This is a genomic window from Rhodococcus mengyinensis (genome assembly GCF_048381435.1).
Lineage (GTDB): Bacteria > Actinomycetota > Actinomycetes > Mycobacteriales > Mycobacteriaceae > Rhodococcus_F > Rhodococcus_F opacus_D.
In genome coordinates this window covers 40983-63303 of sequence record NZ_JBLWIT010000091.1, presented here as the reverse complement: position 1 = coordinate 63303, position 22321 = coordinate 40983, and the positions used below count along the sequence as shown (strand labels likewise).

At 67.4% G+C, this 22321-nt stretch carries 19 protein-coding genes and 1 pseudogene; 9 read left to right on the top strand and 11 right to left on the bottom strand.

From position 1 onward, the window contains the following. The first annotated feature begins 86 nt into the window (after positions 1-86). On the top strand, positions 87-467 hold the full coding sequence (locus ACNJ7E_RS17030; RefSeq protein ID WP_418340491.1) for a VOC family protein: 381 nt from the start codon (positions 87-89) through the stop codon (positions 465-467). 17 nt (positions 468-484) lie between these two features. Here the strand turns inward: ACNJ7E_RS17030 and ACNJ7E_RS17025 are convergent, their stop codons facing one another. The 4 genes from ACNJ7E_RS17025 to ACNJ7E_RS17010 form a co-directional block, all read right to left on the bottom strand. Beyond that, the gene (locus ACNJ7E_RS17025; protein WP_418340490.1) at positions 485-1810 is read right to left on the bottom strand and encodes an RNA polymerase sigma factor; all 1326 of its coding nucleotides are present in this window, start codon (positions 1808-1810) and stop codon (positions 485-487) included. Then, positions 1783-2205: a YciI family protein gene (locus tag ACNJ7E_RS17020; protein WP_037236036.1), complete on the bottom strand. Its 423-nt coding sequence runs from the start codon at positions 2203-2205 to the stop codon at positions 1783-1785. Before ACNJ7E_RS17020 ends, ACNJ7E_RS17025 begins: the two co-directional genes overlap by 28 nt. 103 nt (positions 2206-2308) lie before the next feature. Beyond that, the gene (locus ACNJ7E_RS17015) at positions 2309-2596 is read right to left on the bottom strand and encodes a WhiB family transcriptional regulator (RefSeq protein WP_280782776.1); all 288 of its coding nucleotides are present in this window, start codon (positions 2594-2596) and stop codon (positions 2309-2311) included. A 64-nt stretch (positions 2597-2660) separates the two neighbouring features. After that, positions 2661-3434, bottom strand: coding sequence for an SDR family NAD(P)-dependent oxidoreductase (locus tag ACNJ7E_RS17010; protein WP_280782775.1), 774 nt, complete (start codon positions 3432-3434; stop codon positions 2661-2663). 237 nt (positions 3435-3671) lie between these two features. Here ACNJ7E_RS17010 and ACNJ7E_RS17005 point away from each other — a divergent pair, with 237 nt between their 5' ends. From ACNJ7E_RS17005 to ACNJ7E_RS16990, 4 genes are all read left to right on the top strand, one after another. Then, the gene (locus ACNJ7E_RS17005) at positions 3672-5063 is read left to right on the top strand and encodes an MFS transporter (RefSeq protein WP_280782774.1); all 1392 of its coding nucleotides are present in this window, start codon (positions 3672-3674) and stop codon (positions 5061-5063) included. Continuing rightward, positions 5060-5947: a transketolase gene (locus ACNJ7E_RS17000; protein ID WP_280782773.1), complete on the top strand. Its 888-nt coding sequence runs from the start codon at positions 5060-5062 to the stop codon at positions 5945-5947. The genes ACNJ7E_RS17005 and ACNJ7E_RS17000 overlap by 4 nt, the downstream gene beginning before the upstream one ends. 1 nt (position 5948) lies before the next feature. Then, positions 5949-6941, top strand: coding sequence for a transketolase family protein (locus ACNJ7E_RS16995; protein WP_280782772.1), 993 nt, complete (start codon positions 5949-5951; stop codon positions 6939-6941). Between the two features lie 116 nt (positions 6942-7057). Continuing rightward, on the top strand, positions 7058-7708 hold the full coding sequence (locus ACNJ7E_RS16990) for a GntR family transcriptional regulator (RefSeq protein WP_280782771.1): 651 nt from the start codon (positions 7058-7060) through the stop codon (positions 7706-7708). A 68-nt stretch (positions 7709-7776) separates the two neighbouring features. Here the strand turns inward: ACNJ7E_RS16990 and ACNJ7E_RS16985 are convergent, their stop codons facing one another. Further along, positions 7777-8886 (bottom strand): C45 family autoproteolytic acyltransferase/hydrolase, encoded by a 1110-nt coding sequence (locus ACNJ7E_RS16985; protein ID WP_418340489.1) that lies wholly within the window; start codon positions 8884-8886, stop codon positions 7777-7779. A 59-nt stretch (positions 8887-8945) separates the two neighbouring features. After that, a complete protein-coding gene (locus ACNJ7E_RS16980) occupies positions 8946-10373 on the bottom strand; it encodes a purine-cytosine permease family protein (RefSeq protein WP_280782769.1) in 1428 nt (475 codons plus the stop codon). 164 nt (positions 10374-10537) lie between these two features. Here ACNJ7E_RS16980 and ACNJ7E_RS16975 point away from each other — a divergent pair, with 164 nt between their 5' ends. The 4 genes and pseudogenes from ACNJ7E_RS16975 (at position 10538) to ACNJ7E_RS16960 (ending at position 17670) form a co-directional block, all read left to right on the top strand. Beyond that, the gene (locus tag ACNJ7E_RS16975) at positions 10538-11557 is read left to right on the top strand and encodes a LacI family DNA-binding transcriptional regulator (protein WP_280782768.1); all 1020 of its coding nucleotides are present in this window, start codon (positions 10538-10540) and stop codon (positions 11555-11557) included. A 152-nt stretch (positions 11558-11709) separates the two neighbouring features. Further along, positions 11710-14975, top strand: a pseudogene (locus tag ACNJ7E_RS16970) (protein kinase domain-containing protein). Between the two features lie 250 nt (positions 14976-15225). Beyond that, positions 15226-16356, top strand: a complete 1131-nt coding sequence (locus ACNJ7E_RS16965; RefSeq protein WP_418340488.1) for a DUF3500 domain-containing protein — start codon at positions 15226-15228, stop codon at positions 16354-16356. An 18-nt stretch (positions 16357-16374) separates the two neighbouring features. Beyond that, positions 16375-17670 carry a HupE/UreJ family protein gene (locus tag ACNJ7E_RS16960; protein WP_418340487.1) on the top strand — a complete coding sequence of 432 codons (1296 nt, stop codon included), beginning with the start codon at positions 16375-16377 and terminating at the stop codon, positions 17668-17670. A gap of 261 nt (positions 17671-17931) precedes the next feature. Here ACNJ7E_RS16960 and ACNJ7E_RS16955 read toward each other — a convergent pair whose 3' ends face one another. The 5 genes from ACNJ7E_RS16955 to ACNJ7E_RS16935 form a co-directional block, all read right to left on the bottom strand. Then, positions 17932-19167 carry an MFS transporter gene (locus ACNJ7E_RS16955; RefSeq protein WP_280782764.1) on the bottom strand — a complete coding sequence of 412 codons (1236 nt, stop codon included), beginning with the start codon at positions 19165-19167 and terminating at the stop codon, positions 17932-17934. 139 nt (positions 19168-19306) lie between these two features. After that, a complete protein-coding gene (locus ACNJ7E_RS16950) occupies positions 19307-19477 on the bottom strand; it encodes a hypothetical protein (protein WP_280782763.1) in 171 nt (56 codons plus the stop codon). 59 nt (positions 19478-19536) lie between these two features. Continuing rightward, complete coding sequence (locus ACNJ7E_RS16945) at positions 19537-20388, bottom strand: amidohydrolase family protein (RefSeq protein WP_280782762.1); 852 nt, start codon at positions 20386-20388, stop codon at positions 19537-19539. 31 nt (positions 20389-20419) lie between these two features. Beyond that, positions 20420-21400 (bottom strand): substrate-binding domain-containing protein, encoded by a 981-nt coding sequence (locus ACNJ7E_RS16940; RefSeq protein ID WP_280782761.1) that lies wholly within the window; start codon positions 21398-21400, stop codon positions 20420-20422. A 34-nt stretch (positions 21401-21434) separates the two neighbouring features. Next, positions 21435-22316: a hypothetical protein gene (locus tag ACNJ7E_RS16935; RefSeq protein WP_280782760.1), complete on the bottom strand. Its 882-nt coding sequence runs from the start codon at positions 22314-22316 to the stop codon at positions 21435-21437. Between the last annotated feature and the right edge of the window lie 5 nt (positions 22317-22321).

Sequence of the window (22321 nt, the reverse complement as noted above, 5' to 3'; positions counted from 1 at the left end):
GATCGCGGGATTGTCTTCACCGCTGGGAGCCCATGAGGTTCGTGTGTGGGCTCCCGGCAGTTCCCGGGCTGAGAGCAGGTTTCGTCATGGCATGTCGTATCAGTGAACTCGTGCTCGGTTGCCGCGACCCTGAGCTGCTGGCGCGGTTCTGGTGCGAGGTCCTGGACTTCGTCGTGCTCGATCGCGAGGACGACGGCTCGGTGGAGATCGGGCCGCGCGAAGGGTTCGGCGGTCCGCAGCCGACGATCATCCTCAGCCGCAGGGATGAGCCGGAGCAGGGGAAATCCCGGCTGCACATCGACGTCAACGCCACCGACCGCGATCAGGACGCCGAGCTCGACCGCCTTCTGAAGCTCGGTGCGCGCCGGGCCGACATCGGCCAGACAGGGCAGGAGCAGTGGCATGTCCTGGCCGACCCCGAAGGCAATGAGTTCTGCCTGCTGAAGGCTCGCCTGGACGCACTCTGATCGCTCACCGGTCGGGGTCAGCGCAGGTCGGCGAGCTTACGTCCCAGCACCGTCCGCTCGCGCTCGTTGCCGCACAACCGCACGGCCGCCTCGAATTCGGTGCGCGCCTCGTCGGTGCGTCCCAGGCGGGTGAGCAGTTCGCCGCGAACGCTCGGCAGCAGGTGCGAGTTCGACAGCGCCCGGGCGGCCATTAGCTCGTCCACGATCGGCAGCGCTGCGGCCGGTCCCTGGGCCATGGACACCGCCACCGCCCGGTTGAGGTCGACCACCGGTGACGGTGCGAGCCGGCCGAGTGCCTCGTAGATGAGGACGATCCGCTCCCAGTTCGTCGCGTCGACGGACGGCGCGACGGCATGGCATTCGGCGATCGCCGCCTGCAGGCCGTAGGCGCCCAGCCCGCGGCCGACCTGTTCCGCGCGGGCGAGGGCGGCGCGTCCCCGGCGGATCGCGGTGCGGTCCCAGCGGCGACGGTCCTGGTCCTCGAGCAGCACCGGTTCGCCGTCCGCCCCCGTGCGGGCCGGGAACCGTGCCGCGGTCAGTTCGAGCAGCGCCAGCAGACCGTGCACCTCGGGCTCGTCGGGCACCAGCCGGGTCAGCACCCGAGCGAGGCGCTGCGCTTCGCTCGCGAGGTCGAGGCGGATCAGGTCGTCACCGGAGCTGGCCGAGGACCCTTCGGTGAAGATCAGGTAGATCACGCTGAGCACCGAGCCGAGTCGCCCGGTCCGCTCTGCGGCGGGCGGCACTTCGAACGGCACCCGGGCCGCCCCGAGGGTCTTCTTCGCCCGGGTGATCCGGGCCTGCACGGTCGCGGTCGGGACGAGGAACACCTTCGCGATCTCGTCGCTCGTCAGACCGCCGACCACCCGCAGGGTGAGCGCGACCCTCGCCTCCCGCGACAGCACGGGGTGGCAGGAGATGAACATCAACGCCAGCATGTCGTCGTCGATCTGGTCCGGATCCCACAGCACGTCCCCGGTGCCCCGGGCCGGATCGGCGGGACCGCTGCCCGAGACGGCGCCGCCCTCGCCCAGGTCGTGAGCGAGGACGGCGTACCTCTCGTCGAGGGCGGAGCGCCGACGGAACGCGTCGATCGCGCGGCGGCGGCCGACGGTGAGCAACCATCCCGCGGGGTTGTGGGGGATCCCGTCGCGTGGCCAGCTCACGAGTGCCTCGGCCAGCGCCTCCTGGGCGAGGTCCTCGGCCAGCGCGAAATCGCCGGTGTACCGCGCGAGCGCACCGACGATCCGTGCCGACTCGATCCGCCAGACGGCGGCGACGGCCTCACGCCCGGTGTGGCCGTCCGCCGTCGACCCGCTCAGAGCTGACCGGTCGCTTCGCGCCACGCCCGCTCCTTCTGGATCCACACGTTGTCCTGCGGGAACTCGTCGATCGTCGCGACCCGGCGGATCTCCGCCTTGGAACCGGGACCAGCCATCGGGGCGCGCTTGGCCCACTCGACGGCCTCCTCCTTCGACGCGACGTTGAGCATCCAGAAGCCGCCGAACAACTCCTTCGTCTCGCCATAGGGGCCGTCGGTCACCACAGGTGTCTCCGAGGAGTAGTCGACCACCACACCCGATTCGGGGTCGGGGTCCAGACCCTCGGCCGCGAGCAGCACGCCGGCGCGGATCATCTCGTCGTTGAACTTGCCCATCGCCTCCATGATCTCGGTGAAGTCAACGTCCTGGAACGCCGCGAAGGTCTCGTCGGTGGCGCGCATGATCAGCATGTACTTCATGGTTCCGTCTCCTTGGATGTCGAGGTCCCTCTTGGACCTTCTCATCCTCAGGTCGAACGGGGAGTGACATGAATCGACACACTCGCCGGAATCTTTTTCGAACCTATCGCGCCCGGCCGGCTCGGCGCCGGTCAGTTTCCGTGGTGCCTCCCCAGATTCCGTGGGTCTCGCGGTGTTCGGTTGCGTGTGCGCGGCATTGCCGGGTGACGACGCACCCGTCGCAGATCTGTTTGGCGCGTCGTTCGCGCCTGATCCGGGCGCCGCGTCGTTCGCCGTCCGGTGCGAAGAAGGCGGAGGGTTCGGTGGTGCGGCAGTGGGCGCGGTATCGCCATCCCCAGCGTTCGGCGGCGGTTGGGGGTAGGTCGTCGTGAAGTGTCGTGTGGTCGATCATCGGGTGTCCCGGGGGATTCGGGCGGTGGACGGTGGGTACCGTCCACCGCTGTGGCTGCACCGACTCAGTGCAGGTGGCTGCCGCCGTTGATGTCGACGGTGGTGCCGGTGAGGTACGCGGCGTCCTGCGAGGACAGGAAGGTGATGACGGCGGCGACCTCGGTGGTGGTCGCGACCCGGCCGAGGGGGATGTCGCGGCAGAGTGCGGCTTCCTGTTCGGCGGTGCTGCCCACGCGGATGCTGGTGTCGACCGCACCGGGGGTGACGGCGTTGACGGTGACTCCGCTGTCGCCGAGTTCTCGTGCGAGTGACTTGGTGAAACCGAGGACCGCGGCCTTGGCGGACGAGTAGGGCACCTTCCCGAAGACGCCGCCACCCCGCTGGGCGGAGACGGAGGACATGTTCACCACACGCCCCCAGCCGTTGTCGATCATGGCCGGCAGGAATGCGCGGGTGACGAGGTAGGTGCCGGTGGCGTTGACCGCCATCACCTTGTTCCACAGTTCCAGCGTGGTCTCGAGGAAGGGCACCGGCGAGGTGATGCCGGCGATGTTCGCGAGCGCACCCACGGCGGGGAGGTTGCCGCCGGCGACTTCGGCGGCGACGGCGTCGTGTGCCCGCTGGACCGAGTTCTCGTCGGCGACGTCGATGTCGTGACCGAAGGCCGGGACACCGAACTCGTTCCCGATCTCGGCGGCGACCTTCGCGGACTTCTCTCCGTCGAGGTCGAGAACGACGATCGCCCAGCCCTCTTCGGCGTAGCGGCGGGCGGTGGCGAGACCGATCCCGCGCTCGGAGGTGGCGCCGGTGATGACGGCGGTGCGCTGAATGGACGACATGATCGCTCCTCGTGTTGCTGGAATCGCGCGTCCCGTCCGATGCGGTGGAGAGCAGGGAGGTCGACGACGCGGTAGGTGACTGCCACCACAGTAAGCCGATCGACTGTTAACAGTCAACCGTCGGCGGGTAACGGTTGACATATGGACGTGGCTCGGATCACACTGTTGGAACCGCACTGTTGACAGTCAACAAATCGGCGGCAATCGTAGAAACCGGCAGCCCGAAGAGGAGTCCCCATGAGTACCGAAACACTCAGGATGCGAGGTCCCGTCCATGGCACGAAGGACGCCAAGCGCGTAGCAATCGGCTCCTCGGTGGGGGCCGTGATCGAGACGTACGACTTCATCGGCTTCGGCACGGCCGCCGCGCTGTACTTCGGTACCGCCTTCTTCCCGGGCGCCGACCCGGTCACCGGAACACTCGCCGCGTTCGCGACGCTGGGTGTCGGCTTTGCTGCGCGCCCGCTCGGCGGGGTGCTCGGCGGACATCTCGGGGACAAGCTGGGCCGCAAGCCCGTGCTGGTGGCATCACTGATCGCGATGGGTCTCGCGACCTTCGCGATCGGCCTGCTGCCCACCTATTCACAGGTGGGGCTCATCGCGCCGGTGCTGCTGGTCCTCGTCCGCGTCGTCCAGGGCCTCGCGTTCGGAGCCGAGTGGGGCGGTGCGATCCTGATGAGCTACGAGCACGCCCCCTGGAAGTCCAAGGGCAAGTTCACCGGCATCGTGCAGGCCGGCTTCCCCGTCGGGCTGCTGCTGGCGAATCTGGTGTTCCTGTTCAGCGTGCACCTCGGCGGCGACTGGGCCTGGCGGGTACCGTTCCTCGCCAGCATCGTCCTGGTGATGGTCGGCCTGGTCATCAGGTCGAAGGTGCCCGAGTCCCCGGTCTTCGAGGACGTCAAGAACGAGGGCGACATCGTCAAATCCCCGGTACTCGAATCCATCAAGTACGACTGGCGAAACATTCTGCGCGGCATCGGTCTTCGAGTCGCCGAGACGGCCGGTTACGCGGTGTCGATCACCTACATGATCTCCTACCTGCACAACCAGGGTCTCGCCGGGAAGTCCGAAACCCTTGTCGCCCTGTGCATCGCGTCCGCAATCGGCGTCTTCGCCACCGTCGCCTGGGCCCGCCTCACCGACCGTATCGGACGACGACCCGTCTACATCGCGTCCTGCGCCTTCGCGGCACTGTTCGGAATCCCGATGTTCCTTCTGGTCAACACCGGTCTGTTCATCCTGGTCATCGCCACCATCGTGATCGCCTACGCGGTCTGCCAGAACTCGATGGCGGGAGCGCAGGGAGCGTGGTTCCCCGAACTGTTCGACGCCTCGCGCCGAGCCTCGGGAGCGTCCCTCGCCTACCAGATCTCGGCGATGGTCTCCGGCTTCACCCCCTTCGTCACCACGCTGCTGTTCGTCTCCTTCGGCTGGTGGGGTCCGGCGCTGCTGTTCAGCACGTACGCCCTGATCGGACTGTGGGCGGCGTTGATCACCAGGGAGACCTGGGGACCCACCGAACGGCGCCTCGCCGCCGAGGCTGCGGCGCGCACCGATTCCAAAAGCACCGACGCGCCGACGTCCACCGGCACCACGCCCACGATCCGCAAGGAAAAGGAACTCCTGTGACCACCACAACCGCAACCACCGCGGCCGAAGACACGACCAGTGACGCGTCGCGCATCGCGAACGTCGAACAGTTCGCCTACCGCATGCGGCACAACGTCATCGACATGGGTGAGGAACAGGGCCAGGGATATGTCGGGCAGGCGCTCGGAGCCGCCGACATCTTCGCCACCGTCTACGCCGACCAACTGCGCTACCGCGCCGACGATCCCGCATGGGAGGGCCGGGACCGGTTCCTGCTGTCCACCGGCCACTACGCCATCGGCCTCTACGCCGCACTCGCCGAGGCCGGAATCATCGACCGCAGCGAACTGGAAACCTACGGCTCCGACGACTCCCGCCTCCCGATGTCGGCAATGTCCACGTACACCCCCGGCATGGAAATCTCCGGCGGCTCCCTCGGCCACGGCCTGACCATCGCGGTCGGGATGGCCCTCGGGCTGCGTCACCAGCACTCCACCGCCCGCGTCTTCAACTTCCTGTCCGACGGCGAACTCGACGAGGGTTCGACGTGGGAGGCGGCGATGGGCGCCCACCACCACCAGCTCGGCAATCTCACCGCGATGGTCGACATCAACGCCCTCCAAGCCGACGGTGCGACCTCCACGGTCCTGAGCACCGAACCCGTGCACGACAAGTGGGCGGCCTGCGGGTGGCACGTCGAACGCGTCGACGGCAACGACGTCACCGCACTGGTGCGCGCGTTCGACAACGCCGCCGCCGAATCCGACGGCAAACCGTCGATTATCCTCTGCGACACCCGCGTCGGGAAGGGTGTGCCCCTGCTCGAGTCCCGGGAGAAGGCGCACTTCATGCGCATCGACGAACACGAGTGGCAGATCTGCCGCGACCAACTCACCGCCGGCTTCGACCACAAGGACGCCTGACATGACCACCGCCAGCAAGCCGAAGCTCAAGACCTCGGCCATGATCGCCTCGTTCGTCGACGACGGCCAGAAGACCACGTCCGCACCGTTCGGGCACGCGCTGGTGAAGGCTGCCCGGGAGAACGACAAGATCGTCGGCCTGTCCGCCGACCTCGCCAAGTACACCGACATGCACATCTTCGCTCAGGAGTTCCCCGACCGGTTCTTCCAGATGGGGATGGCCGAACAGCTCCTGCTCGGAGCCGCCGCCGGGATGGCCGAGACCGGTCTGGTGCCGTTCGCATCCACGTATTCGGTGTTTGCCGCGCGCCGCGCCTACGACTTCCTGTGCCTCGACATCGCCGAACCGAACCTCAACGTCAACATCATCGGTGGCCTCCCAGGACTGACCACCGGCTACGGGCCCAGCCATCAGGCCACCGAGGACATGGCCATCTTCCGGGGCATCCCCAACCTCACCATCGTCGACCCGTGCGACTCGATCGACATCGAACAGGCCGTCCCGCAGCTCGCCGCCTCCGACGGTCCCACCTATCTGCGGCTGCTGCGGGGGAAGGTCGCGACCGTGCTCGACGAGTACGACTACACGTTCGAACTCGGCAAGGCCAAGGTGCTCCGTGGCGGCAACGACGTCGTGTTCGTCACCAGTGGGCTGATGACGATGCGCGCGCTGCAGGCCGCCGACCGACTCGCCGAGCACAACGTCGACGTCGCGGTCGTACACACGCCGACGATCAAACCGTTCGACGCAGAGACCGTCCTCGCGGAGGTGAACACCGACCGCCTCGTGGTCACCCTGGAGAACCACACCGTGATCGGCGGCCTGTTCGAGACCGTGGCCGCCGCCGTCGTCACGGCCGGGCTCGGCAAGCGGATCGTGCCGATCGCTCTCCCGGACCAGTTCCTCGACGCCGGTGCCCTGCCCACCCTGCACGAGAAGTACGGCCTGAGCACCGACCGGATCGTCGCCAAGGTTCTGGGCGAACTGGCATGACCAGCGCGTACGGCCCACGCCGCAGGCCGGGCGGCGCGGGCCGTACGATGGCTGTCAACAGGTTGCTGTCAACAGGTTGCTGTCGACAGTTGATCGCTGACCCCACGGAGGCACCCATGGCCGGACAACCCGCCGCACTGCTCGGGCTGGAGAAGACCAGTCTCCGTCAGCAAGCCGTCGCCGCCCTGAGGGTCGCGATCACCAGCGGGGAACTCGCGCCGAGCAGCCCGCTCGTGGAGACCGAACTGTCCGAGATGCTGCAAATCAGCCGCGGCACGCTCCGCGAGGCGATGCGGCAACTCCAGCAGGAGGGATTGATCTCCGCAGGCGCGCGGGGCCGGCTGTACGTCCGGCATCTCGATTCCAAGGAGATCCGCGACATCTTCGCCGTCCGCGCCGCACTCGAGGCGCTGGCCGTCCGGGAACTCGCCGGCCTGGCCGACCGCACCACCGTCATCGCGGAACTGCGCGCCGCCCTCGACGTCATGGACACCGCCGTCCTCGAAGCCCGCATCGAGGCCGACCTGAACTTTCACCGCACCATGTGCACCCTCACCGGCAACGACACACTCCTGCACTCGTGGATCTCCCTCGAAGGATCGATCCGGATGTCGATCATGTTCGCCGGCCTCGACCGCGCCGTCGGCAATATGGACGTCGGCCGCCACAGCGCGATCGTCGACGCCATCGAAACCGGCGACGCCGACGAAGCGGCCACAGCGATTCAGACGCACATGGACTGGGCCTCGGCGAATCTGGTGTCCTGACCCCAGGTGAGTGGGAAAGAGTGCGGGCACACGCTTTGCCGCTCACGTACCCGGGACAGGCCGCCGCGTCACCCGCCGACGACGTACGCAGGCTCGGTGGCGTCGAGTGTGGTCCACGACCGTCGGCGGGCGTCGATCGGTGTGCCGGCGAGGACGCGGGCACGGCGGTGCTCGGGTTCGAGCAGCACCGTCGCGAGGGTGGCCCAGCGCTGACCGAAGACGGCGTCCGGGGCGGGGACGCAGCACAGCTGGGGCTGCCCCGGATCGGAGTACAGGTACTCGACGAGGTGATCGGCGACGGCCGGCTCGGCGTACCGCTGCTGCCGGGAGGCGATCAGACCGTAGCGGTCCTGCGAGTCCGGCTCGTACAGACCGGTCTTCTCGCGGGCGGCGTTGGCCGGGTCGAGGAAGTGATTGGTGTGCGTCAGGAATCCGTCGCTCGGGCGGAGCGTCGCGACGCCGACGGGGCTGACCTCGGCACACGCGACGGTGTCGGCGTCGATCAGGGTCAGTGCGCCCGAGGTGGCGATCGGTGCCGAGCGCAGCAACTCGAGGGCTTCGTCCACGGTTCCGGCTTCACCGAGGACCGCCGCCGACAGGACGTGCACGGGCACCCCGGCCGGTGCGTCGTCGCGGTGGCCGAGGATGTTGAAGAAGACTCCGAGACCCGCGCTGTTCATCCCGATCTTGCCGAGGATGCCGTGCTCGGTCAGCCCCACGTAACTGTGGCGGGTTCCGCGCACCTGATGGGTGTGCCAGTACGGGTCCAGTTCCTCGTGCCAGTCCCAGGTTTGGACGCCGAACGGCGCCGACGGACGATCCGCGGGTGCGTAGGCGATGGTGGAGCACTCGCCCGGGCGAGCGGCGGTCGCCTGCGACAGGATCTCCGTCCGGCCGTTCAATGCCATCACGTGCCAGGGCTCGAGCCCGGCGCCGGCAGCGATGCCCTCGATCTCGTCGAGGTACCGGGGTCCCCACGCCGCCAGGACATCCGCGAGGCGGTGCGCGCTGTCGCGGGTGCGGGACTCTATTACGCCGACCGTGTTGAACAGGCGCAGATACAGTTCCACGGACGCGGGTAGGTCGGTGCGCAGCTGCGTGCCGCGGGCGATGCCGCGTTCGCGCGGCCGGGTGTCGTCCACGCTGACGTGGGAGTGGTCGGTACTGGTCTCGGTCATCGTCGTCCTCGTTGTGTTGCTGGTGTGAATAGTGCTGTGTGCCGGTCGATCACAGTCGATCAGCGGGTTCGGTACGAACGCATCAGCACGACGTACAGTGCTGCGGACACGATCAACCCGACCGGCAGCGACAGGTCCACGCCGCCGACCGCGTTCGCGATCGGACCGGTGTAGACCGGGGCGGCGACGCAGAGCGCGGCCGCGGCGATGCCGGTGAAGACGGCGACCGTTCCCGCCCAGTTGATCCCACCGCTGTACCAGTAGGGGCTGCTGCTGGTTTCGTTGCCGAGCTCGAGGCCGTCGTAGCGGTTGCGTCGCCACAGGACGTCGGCGACGTACACGGCCATGACGGGACCCATCACGGTCACGACGAGCTGCATCATGTTGCTGACGGTGTCGAGGAAGTTGGAGACGAGCAGGGCGTACAGCGTCATGGCCACACCCATCGAGCCGTCGAGGAGGACGCTGCGCGAGCGGCGCAGGCGCAGGCCGACCGATTGCAGGGCGAGCCCGGAGCTGTAGGCGGTCATCGCGTTGTTGGCGATGGTGCCGACGATGACGGCGAGCAGGAAGATCGGCGTGAACCACGCCGGGAGGATGGTCTCGAGCGCGATCTGCGGGTCTGCCATGTCGAGTCCGGTACCGGCGAGTGCGCCGAGCGCGGTGAACAGCACGCTGGGGACGAACGCGCCCAGCGCCGTCCACACGGCGACGGAGACCGGGGAGGTGGTCGCCGGCAGGTAGCGGGCGAAGTCCGCGCTGTTGGTGTAGGACAGCGGAGCCGACGCCACGATCGACACACCCGCGGCCACCGTCGCCCACAGGCCGATTCCGTGGAGTGCCTCCGCCGGCTGGTAGCCCCAGTCGGCGTTACCGAGGACGTACCCGGCCATCACCACGAAGATCGACGTCAGCACCAGGGCCAGCGGCTGGTAGAGCCGCACGATCGTGGCGTGCCCGTACACGCCGATGGCCAGCGTGACGGCGGCGATCGCCAGGATGACGACGACCTTGACGGGGGTGGTCGCGTCGATCCCGAACCGTTCGACGAGCCGGAAGGCCGTGTACGACGCGGCCGCCCAGTTCAGCGCCAGGTAGCAGACGCTGATGAACCAGCTGGTGACGAGAATGTTCACCCGGTTGCCGCGGATGCCGAAGATCGCCCGCGTGATCACCTCGCTGGGCGTTCCCGACGCGGGTCCGCTGGCGGCGACGATCCCGGTGAGGATCGAGAACAGGTTGCCGACCACGATCACCGCCAGCGCCTGCCAGAAGGACAGGCCCATCAGGATCAGTGCGCCGCCGACGACCAGGGCCAGGTAGCTCACATTGGGCGCCGCCCACACCGCGAACAGGTCCCGGGCGCGGCCGTGCCGTTCGCTGTCGGGGATGAAGTCGATGCCGTGTGTCTCCACCCGCCCGGCGCGATCGGCCGGCGGTGTTTCGCTGGGCGTCACCGCGCGCGGGTCTGCTTTTGTCGATGCCATGGGGTCCTCCGGATAGATGAGCTCGGATGTGCGGCTGGTGGGCGCAATCGCCGATCTGGCGTGACCCCGGTCACCGTACGGAACCAAATCGATTTGGACAAGACTCGCGAAAGCGAATTTACAAATCGATTTGGTGCAGGTTGGGCTGTTGGTAGCCTGAGTGCGTGACGGAGAAGCGATCGAGGCCGACCATCGCCGACGTGGCTCGGCACGCGGGGGTGTCGACCACGACGGTGTCGCACACGTTCAGCGGGAAGGGCGTCGTCGCCACCGCGACGCGCGAGCGTGTCCGCTCGGTCGCAAAATCCCTCGGCTACCGGCCGGACGTGGTGGCGAGGAGCCTGCGAAGCAACCGTCTCGGCGTGCTCGCCCTCGTGCTCCGGCCACTCGAGACATTGGATTCGTCTCTCCCCGAGGGCGTCGACTACTTCTTGCGATTCGCGGGTTCGGCGGCTCTGGCCGCGATGGATTTCGGATACGGGCTCATGCTGGTGTCCGATCCGACCCGCGACGAGTCGCCGGCCGCCGCCCTCGCCTGCGACGGGTTCCTGATCACGGAACCCGTCACGAACGACCCCCTCATCGAGATGCTCCTCGGGGAGGGTGTGCCGTTCCTGTCCGTCGGCAAGGATCCGGCGAGGGCTGCGTACGACGCCTGGCTCGACACCGACACCGAACTTATGACCGGCCGAGTGCTGCGGCACCTCGAGGACGCGGGGGCGACGCGAGTGGCTCTCGTTGCCGGAACCGATCCCAATTCGTGGAACCTGGGCGCCGAGGCCGCCTACCGCGCGTGGGCAGCGCCGCGCGGTCAGGACGCTCTGGTCGCCATCCGGCCCGAGACCACCGGTGAGGCCGGCGGACGCGCCGCCGCGGACGAACTGTTCGACCGGAGCGACCCACCCGACGCGGTGTACTGCCTCACCGGCCGGCACGCGGCCGGGGTGCTCGCGCGGGTCAGGGAACGAGGACTCGACGTTCCCGGCGACGTGCAGATCGTCGGCGGCTCCGACTCGGAACACACCCGATCCGCCGTTCCCCCCATCACCTCGGTGGACCTGCAGCCCGAACACCTTGCCCGCGTAGCCGTCACACTGCTGGTCAACCGCCTCGACAACTCTGACCGGCCGGTCCCCCCGGGGCACCTCCACGGACGACTCGTCGCGCGGGGCTCCACCCGGTAGTCCTGTCGAGGACGGGGTACCTTCGCTGTGCTGCTCGACGATATCCTCGGGAGGACGCCTTCGAGAGGTGAGTCCACGGTTGTATTTGCGCTGGTCGTGCCGTCGGGACCAGTGCGCGGCACCATGAGCCGACGGAGTGAGTAGACCGTCCGATGGGTGAAGGTGATCCGCTCGACACTCAGCGGTACCCGCCGTCCCCGGCCGCCGAACTCGGTGGAGCTGGTTTCGCTGATGTTCAGGAGATCGGCCGTGGCGGTTTCGGCGTGGTCTACCGCTGCACGCAGGCGGAACTGGATCGCACGGTGGCGGTGAAGGTGCTCACCGTCGAACTCGACGAGGAGAACCGGGCCCGATTCTTCCGGGAGCAACGGGCGATGGGGCGGCTGACCGGGCATCCCAACATCGTCAACATTCTGCAGGTCGGTGCCACCGACAGCGGCCGTCCCTACACCGTCATGCCGTACCACCCGCAAGATTCGCTCGACGTGCGGATCCGCCGACACGGTCCGCTGCCGTTGGGCCAGGCGTTGCGGCTCGGGGTGAAGATCGCAGGTGCTCTGGAGTCGGCGCACCGACTGGGTGTCTTGCATCGCGACGTCAAACCCGCGAACATCCTGCTCACCGATTACGGCGAGCCGGAGTTGGCCGATTTCGGTATCGCGCACATCTCCGGTGGTTTCGAGACGGCGACCGGTGCCGTAACCGGGTCTCCGGCGTATACCGCGCCGGAGGTTCTCGGCGGTGAACCGCCCAGTCCGGCAGCTGATGTCTACGGCCTGGGCGCCACCCTGTTCAGTGCCCTCACCGGCCATGCCGCGTTCGAACGTCGCAGCGGCGAACAGGTCGTCGCCCAGTTCCTGCGGATCACCACACAGGAGGTGCCCGACCTGCGCGAGCGGGGGCTCCCGGACGACGTGTCCGCGGTGATCGCCCGCGCGATGTCCCGCGTGCCCGACCAGCGACCGGCTACCGCCGCCGACTTCGGAGAGGAACTGCGAACCCTGCAACGTGCCCACGACCTTCTGGTCGACGAGATGCCCCTTCGGGCCGAACCCGATACACAGGGCAACGACCGGCGACCGGGTTCCGAAGTGCGACCGAGCCGCGCAGGTGCCTCCGCCCCATCACGACGGGGAACCTTCCCCTGGAACTGACCAGTTTCGTCGGCCGCCGACACGAGCTCACCGAGGCGAAGAACCTGCTGACCGGGTCTCGGCTGGTGACGTTGACCGGGATCGGGGGTGTCGGCAAGACCCGGCTGGCGATGCGGGTCGCGTCGGCGGTGCAGCGCGAGTACGCCGACGGTGTGCGCCTGGTCGAGTTGGGTGAACTGCGCGACGCGGTTTCACTGGTCGACTCCATCGCAGGCGCACTGGGAGTCCGGGACCACTCGGCGAGGCCGCTGCGGGAGGTCCTGATCGAGTTCCTCGCCCCGCGAGAGGTGTTGTTGGTCCTCGACAACTGCGAGCACATGGTGGACGCGGTCGCCGAACTCGCCGGACCCCTGCTGCGGGTGTGCCCGCGGTTGCGGATGCTGGCCACCAGCCGCGAACCCCTGGGAATCGGCGGGGAAGCGGTGCTGCGGGTCCCCCCGCTGGCCGTCCCCGATCCCGAACGGAAGCCCTCCTTGCGCGGGTTACCCAAATACGATGCGGTGACGTTGTTTACCGAACGCGCCAATGCTGCCGTTCCGGGGTTCGCGCTCACCGACGACAATGCGGTGGAGGTGGCGGGGATCTGTCACCGGCTCGACGGGTTGCCGCTGCCGATCGAGTTGGCGGCGGCCCGGTTGCGGGCGATGTCGCCCGAGCAGATCCTAGGGCGCCTCACCGACCGCTATGCCCTGTTGACCCGCGGCAGCCGGGGTGCGCCGACGCGGCAGCAGACGTTGCGGTTGTGTATCGACTGGAGTTTCGAGTTGTGCAACGCCGGTGAACAACTGGTGTGCGGACGGGTGGCGGTGTTCGCGGGAAGCTTCGAACTCGACGCGGCGGAGCGGGTGTGCGGCGCCGACCTCGACCCGGGCGAGTTGCTGGACACGCTGACGTCGTTGGTGGAGAAATCGATTCTGATCCGGGAGGAGCGCGGGTCGGTGGTGCGCTTTCGGATGCTCGAGACTCTCCGCGAATACGGCTACGAGAAACTCGAGCAGACCGGTGAGGCTGTGGCGTTGCGTCGCCGGCACCGGGACTGGTACGAGGCGTTGGCGCTGGATGCGGAGGCCGAGTGGATCAGTGCCCGCCAGCTCGAGTGGATCGCCCGTCTGAAGCGGGAACAGCCGAATCTGCGGGAGGCCCTCGAATTCGGCATCGACGATGATCCCGCCGCCGGCCTGCGCACCGCCGCCGCACTCCGCTGGTTCTGGACGTCGCAGGGCCTCTACAACGAGGGTCGACGCTGGCTGAACCACCTGTTGGCTCGTTACCCCGTCGAACCGACCGTCGACCGGATCAAGGCGCTCTACTGCGCCAGCGTGATGGCCGACGTACAAGGGGATCTCGAGTCCGGGGCCGCACTCGTGGCGGAGGCGCGGACCCTCACCGCGGGCACGAGCGACCCGATGATGCGCGCTCTCGTCGCCGACGCCGACGGCACGCTGGCGCTCTACAACGGTGATCTCGAACGGGCCCGCTCTCGCCTCGGCACCGCGCTCGCAGAGTTCCGCGAACGTGGAGAACGCACACTCGAAACCAGTGCCCTCTACCTGTTGGGGACGACCTATGGACTGTCCGGCTCGACGGAGCAGGCGGTCGAAAGCCTCGAGCGTGTTCTCGCGATCACAGAGATGCACGGCGAGAAGGTGTATCGATCGCATTCGCTGTGGGCCCTGGGAATTGCGGTGTGGCAGCAGGGTGACGTCGATCGCGCGGTCCGGCTTCTCGACCAGTCGCTGGAGCTGACCCGGCAAGTGCACAGCCCCCGCTTCGCCGCAGCCTGCCTCGGAGCGCTGGCCTGGATCGCGTGCGAGCGACGCGACGCTGCCCGGGCCGCAGTGCTGATGGGAGCCGCGGAGGGATTGGCGCGATCGGTGGGCAGTGCCGTGGTCATACATTCCAATCTTCTCGTGTACCAAAAGAACTGCGACCTACAAGCTCGGAAGCGGCTCGGAGGCGCAGTATTCGAGGAGGCCCACCGCAAGGGCCGAAGCCTGAACTTCGATGCGGCAATCGCCTACGCCCTCCTCGAGCGACAGCCCGGCACCTCCACACCCGCCGGCGATGGGTCGCCACGACTGACCAAGCGGGAACGGCAAGTCGCAGGCCTGATCGCCGAAGGCCTGACCAATCAGGCCATTGCCGACCGCCTGGTGATCTCACCCCGCACCGCGCAAGGGCACGTGGAGCACATTCTGGCCAAACTCGGTTTCACCTCCCGGACACAGGTCGCGGCCTGGGTCGTGGAGCAGGCGCACGACTAGGTAGCGGAGTAGGCGAGTTTCGGGTCATATTTGTCGTGTTCGGGTTGTGTTTGACTGCTTGATTTTTCATGCTGCTGCGCTGTCGGGCTGGACGAAGCGATGGTCGCTCGACGAGGCCGACTGTTCAAAGACCGTAGTGGCCACGACCGCATACCGATGCTGACGTGGCGCGTTGTCGGTAGAGGCCCTTCGGGGTGATTCCCAGGTAGTATCCAGGTCCTTGCCAGAATCGCATCCTAGTGTTCGCGGCATGAAGAAGATGATCCTGATCGCCGCTCCAACCGTGGCGTTGTCTCTACTGCTGGCGGGATGTTCGAGCGACACGGCGGAGTCTTCGGGCGCAACTAACTCAGACACGTCGTCCGCGTCGTCGACATCGGCCGCGAGTACCGGCATCGTCTCGGCGTCCGATGCCGCTGTGGTCGATGCTGCGGTGACTGCGGCGAACGCGTTCCTCGACTCGCTCGAAAGCACCCAGCGTGAGAGTGCGGTCTTTTCCTACGACGATCTGAGCGCGAAGGAAGGCAGTTGGTCGAACTTTCCGTCGGGAGCGTTCCAGGGTCGGCAGGGCGTGATGCTCGGAGATCTCGACGCCACTCAGCGGGCGGCGGCTCTGGCCGTGGTCGACAGCGTCCTGTCGGATCAAGGCATGGAACAGATTCGCGAGATCATGACGGCGGATGATTGGCTCGGCGACAACTCCGCCACCACCAGCGGAGGTGGAGGCGGCGGGGGAGTGAGCTTCGGCTCCGACAACTATTACCTCGCCCTCTATGGTGACCCGTCGTCGGACTCGCCCTGGACGGTGCAGTTCGGGGGTCACCACATGGTCGTTCACGTGACCGTCGGTGGTGGTGTGGTGAGTGCGTCCCCGATGTTCACCGGCGTGGAGCCGACGACCTTCACCCTCGACGGCGTCGAGTACTCCCCGATGGTCGAGGAGGCCGATGCCGTGTTCGGTCTGCTCGGTTCGTTGTCGGAACAGCAACGGGCCGCGGCGACGCTGTCCGGCACCTTCGACGATCTCGTGATGGGGCCCGGTGCCGACATCGCTTATCCACCCACCGAAGGCATCCCGTACACCGAGCTCACCCCGCAACAGCAGGAAACCGTACGTACGATCATCGGACTCTGGGTTGAGGACGCCGACCCCACCGTCCCCGGGCCACTGATGGACAAGTATCTGTCCCAGCTCGATTCGACGGTGATCGGATGGTCCGGTTCCACCGACCCGGCGGCGGTGGGATCGTATCTTCGGGTCGACGGCCCGTCGTTCTGGCTCGAGTACCTCAACGCCAAGAGCCAAAGCACGGCTGACGCTCATTACCACACCGTCTACCGCGACAAGGATGTCGACTACGGCACCGGCGCCGCGGCCTAGTCTACGAAATCATCACGCATGAAATCTATTATGTGGACCCGCGCGGTCGCCGCCCTGTGGCTGGCGGCGATCGCGCTCCTCTCACTCCCCGCCGGCGCCCAGGCCCACGAACCCAGCGCGACCCTCGTGACAATCGACGCCACCGACGCCGACCACGTCCTTCTGGACATCGATGTCCCCCTGGACCGGCTCGAGATCGCACAGGGCACCGAACTCACCGACGACGCCGACACTGTCGTCGCCGCGCGCGCCGACGAATTCCGCCGCATGTTCGCCGACGGCATCACGGTCGCGACCCCCGATGGGACCGCATATGCAACGACGATCGGGTCCATCGACATCTCTGACATGGAGGGCGTCGCGAATCTGCATACCGTGGTGACCGCGACCCCGCCCACAAGCGGGGACGTCTCTTCGTTCACAGTCTCCGACAGCATCGTCACCGACCAGATCTATTCGCACAAGGTGTATGTGGCCGACAAGAACGCCGACGGCACTCTCGACCTACTGGGGTTGATCACCCACTATCAGCCTGATCTGACCGTAGCCGCCAACGGCGGGGCGGATTCGGTGTCACTCGGTTCGATGATCACGGTTGGCTTCACACACTTCAGGGAGGGCACCGACCATTTGCTGTTCCTCACCTTGGTCGTGCTCACCGTCTTTGCTCGCCGACTCCGGCCGTTCGACGCCGCCCGCCGGATCGGGGCGTTGACGGTCGCCTTCACCGCCGGCCATTCCCTCAGTTTGCTGTTGTCGACGCTGGGATGGGTGACGCTGCCGAGCCGGCTGGTCGAGACGGGCATCGCGGTCACGATCGTCGCCGCGGCCGTTCATGCCACCAGGCCGTTGGTCGCGCCCCGCCTGGAGTTGCTGATCACTCTGGTTTTCGGTCTCGTTCACGGCTTCGGGTTCGCCGGCACCCTCGGTGATCTGTCGCTCGATGGGGCTCGTATCGTGTTGCCGACGCTGGGGTTCAACATCGGTCTCGAACTCGCGCAACTCGCCGCCTTGGCTCTGTTGGCCGTGCCGATCTGGGCGCTGACCCGGCGAGAAGGCGCCTCGCGGTTACTCACCTGCCTGATCGGTGTTCTCGCATGCGGATGGATCGTCGAACGCGCGACCGGCATGCCCAATCCTGTCGAGCCCGTCGCGACAGCGATCGCAGCCACGCCCGAGCGATGGGCTCTCATCCTGCTCGTCGGCGGCGCCGCGGTCCTGGGCTCCCTGCGACGGGGGCGGCGGGGAGAACGCCAGAAAGTTTGTGACAAAAATATTGCGGTGTCGCGGTTGACTGGCCCCATGCGGCGGTGACCTCGGCAAGAGTGCGCGGGAATGTTGATGGTTGGTCGCCAGATGATGACGCGCATGCGTGTCCGGGCGTGGCCGACGGCTACCACGGACGCCCCTGCCACGCTGCGTTGTATCAGGAGTGTGATCTACTCGGACAGGGATTAGCTAGGAGCATCAGCCCAGATGCACCGCCGTCCCGCATGATCCCGGACGCTGGCACCACCTCGGCCGCGACCGGCGGGCGGCCGCTGATCAGCTCGGAGAGCAACTCGTCGGGGTGAACTATGCCGATCCGTGGGCTCGGCTGCCGCCGTCTCTGAGACGCGGTGCTGCGATGGCTGCGGCGATGAGGCAGGCGATGGCCCCGAGGAGTAGTCCTGCGCGGCCACCCCATTGCTGACATACCCATCCGACGATGGGCCCGCCTACGGCTGTGGATCCGATGAATGCCATGGAGAACAGGGCCATCACCCGTCCGCGTGTGGTCGCTTCGGCGGCGAGTTGCAGCGTGCTGTTGGTCGTGGAGGTGAAGGCGACGCTGCATGCTCCCACGCAGGCCATGACTACCAGCATGACCCACAGATTGGGGGCGAGGGCAGCGGCGAGGAGGAGGGTGCCGAAGGCGGTTGCTGTGAGTACGAGTGGGCGGGTTCCGGTGCGGCCCCAGGCTGCGACGGCGAGTCCGCTCACCACCGATCCCGCGCCCATCGCGGCGGTGATGAAGCCGTATGCGCCCGGTCCGGCATCGAAGGTCTGGTCGGCGATCACGGGCAGGATCACCGGGAACTCGAGGGCGAAGCAGCCGATCAGGGCCATCATGGTCAACGGTACGGACAGCTGAGGGGAGCGTCGGACGTACGCGAGTCCTTCGCGGAGCTGACCGCGGGCCCTGGCGGTCGGTGGTGACGGGTTCAGCTGTGCGACGTCGAGGGCGAGTAGGGAGGCCACGACCGCTACGAAACTTGCAGCGTTGAGGAGGAAACACAGACCGACACCGCCGGCGGCGATGACGAGTCCGGCGGCGGCGGGCCCGATCATCCGGGCCGTGGAGTTGAGCACCGATTGCAGGCTGACGGCGTTGCGAAGGTGATCGGGCTCGACCATCTCGAGCAGGAACGATTGGCGTGTCGGGTTTTCGAAGCACTGGTTCAGGCCGAGGACGAGCGCGAGAACGTAGACGTGCCAGAGGTGGACTGTTCCGGTGACGGTGAGAATTCCCAGGATCAGTGCTTGCACACCCATCAGTGTGTGCAGGGCAATCATCAAGCGCCGCTTGTCGAGTCGATCGGCAACGACGCCTCCATACGGCGCGACGAGGAGCATGGGCGCGGTCTGCAACGCCATCACCACGCCGATCGCGGTGGCGGACTCGGAGAGCTCGAGGACGAGCCACGATTGGGCGATGGTTTGCATCCACTTGCCGGCTTGGGAGATTGCCTGACCGGTGATGTAGCGGCGAAAGTTGTTGCTGCGGAGGGACGCGAAGGTTTGCCCGCGGAGGCCGGAGAGCATGGTCATCGGCCCATCCCGGGGTAGGGTTCCGGTTCGTCGTTGCTCGTGGTGATCACCTCTGCTGAGAAAGTAGCGTGGAAATGCGTGCCGTCCGCCGGATTTCGGCGGACATCGGCAGCGGACGGCACGCACGTGGGGGCACGACCTAGCTCAGCTCGATCACCGTGCCGAGATCGTGCAGATTCTCGTCCGACGAATACTCCTCCGCCTCGAGACTGCCGCACGCAATGCGGGACATCGCCATACCCTCGGCCAGCGCGAAGGCGACCGGCGCAGCTGCGGCGGCGGAGACGAGGGCAACGCAGGAATCGAACACACGGCGTGCGATACCGAGTGTGCTATCGGATCTTTGCCGAATATCCATCCTCCCAGTCCCTATGCGGCCAGGCTGGGATACAGCCGTCGCGCCGTGCCCGCGAAGATTTCCCGGCGCTCGGGCTCGGGCACGCCGGCCAGCACCTCCTGGGCGAGGGCGACGAGTTCGGGCAGCGACTGTTCCGCGGCGGGCAGGTTGGAGCCCCACGCGATCCGGTTCGCTCCGAATGCTGCGAGCACCGGGTCGAGGAAACCTGAGGCCTTTGCGCCGGCGTCGTGGAGGCGTTCGAGGTTGCGGTGGGTCAGCTTGAGGTGCAGGCCAGGATGAATGGCCAGGTCCGCCACCTGTTCGCCGGCGTCGGTGGGCGAGGCCGCGATGTCGGGGTAACCCATGTGGTCGAGTAACACGCGGACCGAGGGGAACCGGCGCAGCAGTTGGTGCACTTGCTCTGTCGCAGGCCCGAGCCGCATCTGCAGGCACACCGTGACTCCGAGTTCGGTGGCCCTGTCCCAGAAGGGATACGTCTCCGGCGCGGCGAACCACTCGCCCTGGGTGGGCACGGTGCTGCCGCTGGTGAACAGCCGCACCCCGGCGAGTCCGCCGTTGCCGGCCACCGCCGCGAGGTTGTCGGCCGCGTCGGGACGCAACGGGTCCACTGTGCCGACCGCGATGAACCGGTCCGGTCGCTGCGCCCGGCTGTCGAGTACATAGGAGTTGTCGTAGCCGTAGGCGGTCGTGGCCTGCACCAGCACGGCCTGACCGATCCCGGCTTCGTCCATGCGCTCGATCATGCCGTCTGCGGTGACCGGCCGGGTGGTGGCCCAGCCGGACTGCGTCCCGCCGATCGGGGCCCGGGGGTAGCGGGTCACGTCGTCGGTGATGATGTGGCAGTGGGTATCGACGATGTCCATGGTCTGGACCTTTCTCGGTTGGTGGGCCGGCTCAGGCGTCCGGGTAGTCGCCCTTGGCGAACAGCAGGGCGGGATCGGTGGAGAAGTCCGGATCGAGCAGGCCCTGGTCCTGTGAGAACTTCACGAGCGCTCGCACGCTGGCGTCGTTGGCGTGCAGGCCGTAGGGGATCGGGTCGGTCCGGATCTGGTTGGCCTGCTTGCCCAGTCGGGGCATCGCGGACCACTGCGGATCGGCCTCGATCTGACTGCGTTTGCTCTCGGCGAACGCGGCGTAGAGTGCGGTGGGCAACCCGGGATCGCGGTCGACGAGGTCGCGGCGGAGTGCGATCACCGAGTGCAGCGGATAGATCCCGGTGCGCAGGTACCAGTCGGTGGCGAGCACCTCGTGGTCGGGAAACAGTGGGTATGGCCCGTCGTCGCCCGCGGGTTGCTCGGCCGTCGCGGACCATCCCGCCCGCGGCGCCCCCGCCCGTCCGGTGCCGGCGTTGCCGCTGAACGCGGCGTCGATCTCGTCGGCGCGCAGCAACTCGCCGAGTGATCGGCCGTCGGTGACGCGCTCGACATTAGCCGGGGCGCGGCCTTCGATGTGGTCGTCGTCGTCCACGACCCACGTGACCGTGTCGATGTCGAGGTCGTACTCGTCGCGCAGGATGCCGCGCATCCACACCCCGGTGGTCACCGTGTAGGCGCGGACGCCGATCCGCTTGCCCTTCAGGTCGGCGGGGAAGCGAATCCCGGATGCCGAACCGCACTGCACGTCGGCGTGGTGGAAACGGCGGTTGAGGAAGACGGGGATCCCGGTGAGCGGAACCCCGGCCTGCAGTGCCATCAGGTAGGAGGTCGGCGCGAGTTCGCACACGTCGAACTCGAGGTCGCGGATCATCCGCCGGTAGGCGCCGATGATCGGGCTGACCTCGACGGGTTCGACTGTGTAGCCGTCCACCGCGACGTCGCCGCCCAGCAGGGCCTGCACGTGCGGGTAGTCCCCGAGTGCGACCGAAAGCGTATTCATGTTCAGCCTTTCGTATTCAGAAGGAGCGAATGGGTCAGCCGCCGAGGCGCGAGGCGGTGACCCCGAGCGCGGCGCAGGTGCGGTCGACGAGTTCGTCGAACTCGACCCGGCGCGGCAGCAGCCCCTGCTCGTATGCGTAGCGGGAAGCGTCGGTGACGGGCCCGCGCAGACCGTCGAACCCGACGGGGCTCAGATCCACCGAACCCGCCGTCGGGCCGGCGGCCGCAGTGGCCGCGACCAATTCGTCGTAGACCGCGAGCACGGCCTTCGGGTCCTCGTTCGCCGCCGCCGCGCTGAACCCGACCACGTGGTTGATGGGAGCGAATCCCTTGCGCGCGGACCATTCGGACGCGACCGCGAGCGCGTGGGGAATGGCGGTGCGGATCCGGTCGTCGGAGGGCAGCTCGTTGCCCATGATCCCGTAGTCGAGCCGGCCTTCGAGGAAGTCGGCCTGCAATGTGGCGCCTTCGGGTGCGCGCGTGACCCATGCCGGGTCGGTGGCGCCGTCGACGTGTCCGCCTTCGTATGTCTGCCAGTTGATGTCGGTCAGGTCGATGCCGTACTGCTCGCTGAGGAATCCGCGCAGCCATACCCCGGTGGTCTGGCTCCACGAGCGCACGCCGATGCTTCTGCCACGCACGTCGTCGACGCTCAGTTCGCCCATGGTCACCAGGGTTTGGTGCTGGTAGCGGCCGAGCATGGTGACCGGCAGGAGCGCCACCGGTTTGTCGTGGGCGGCGGCCTGCAGCAGTGTCACCACGGCCAGCTCGCAGACGTCCGCCGCTGCGTCGTTCACGAAACCGCGTGATGCCTTGTGCACGGGCCGGATGTCGACACGTTCGGGTGTGGCTCCGGCGGCCGCGGCCCCCTCGACGGCCGCGGTCGCGAGGTCGTCCCTGCCCAGTACGATCTTCATTTACG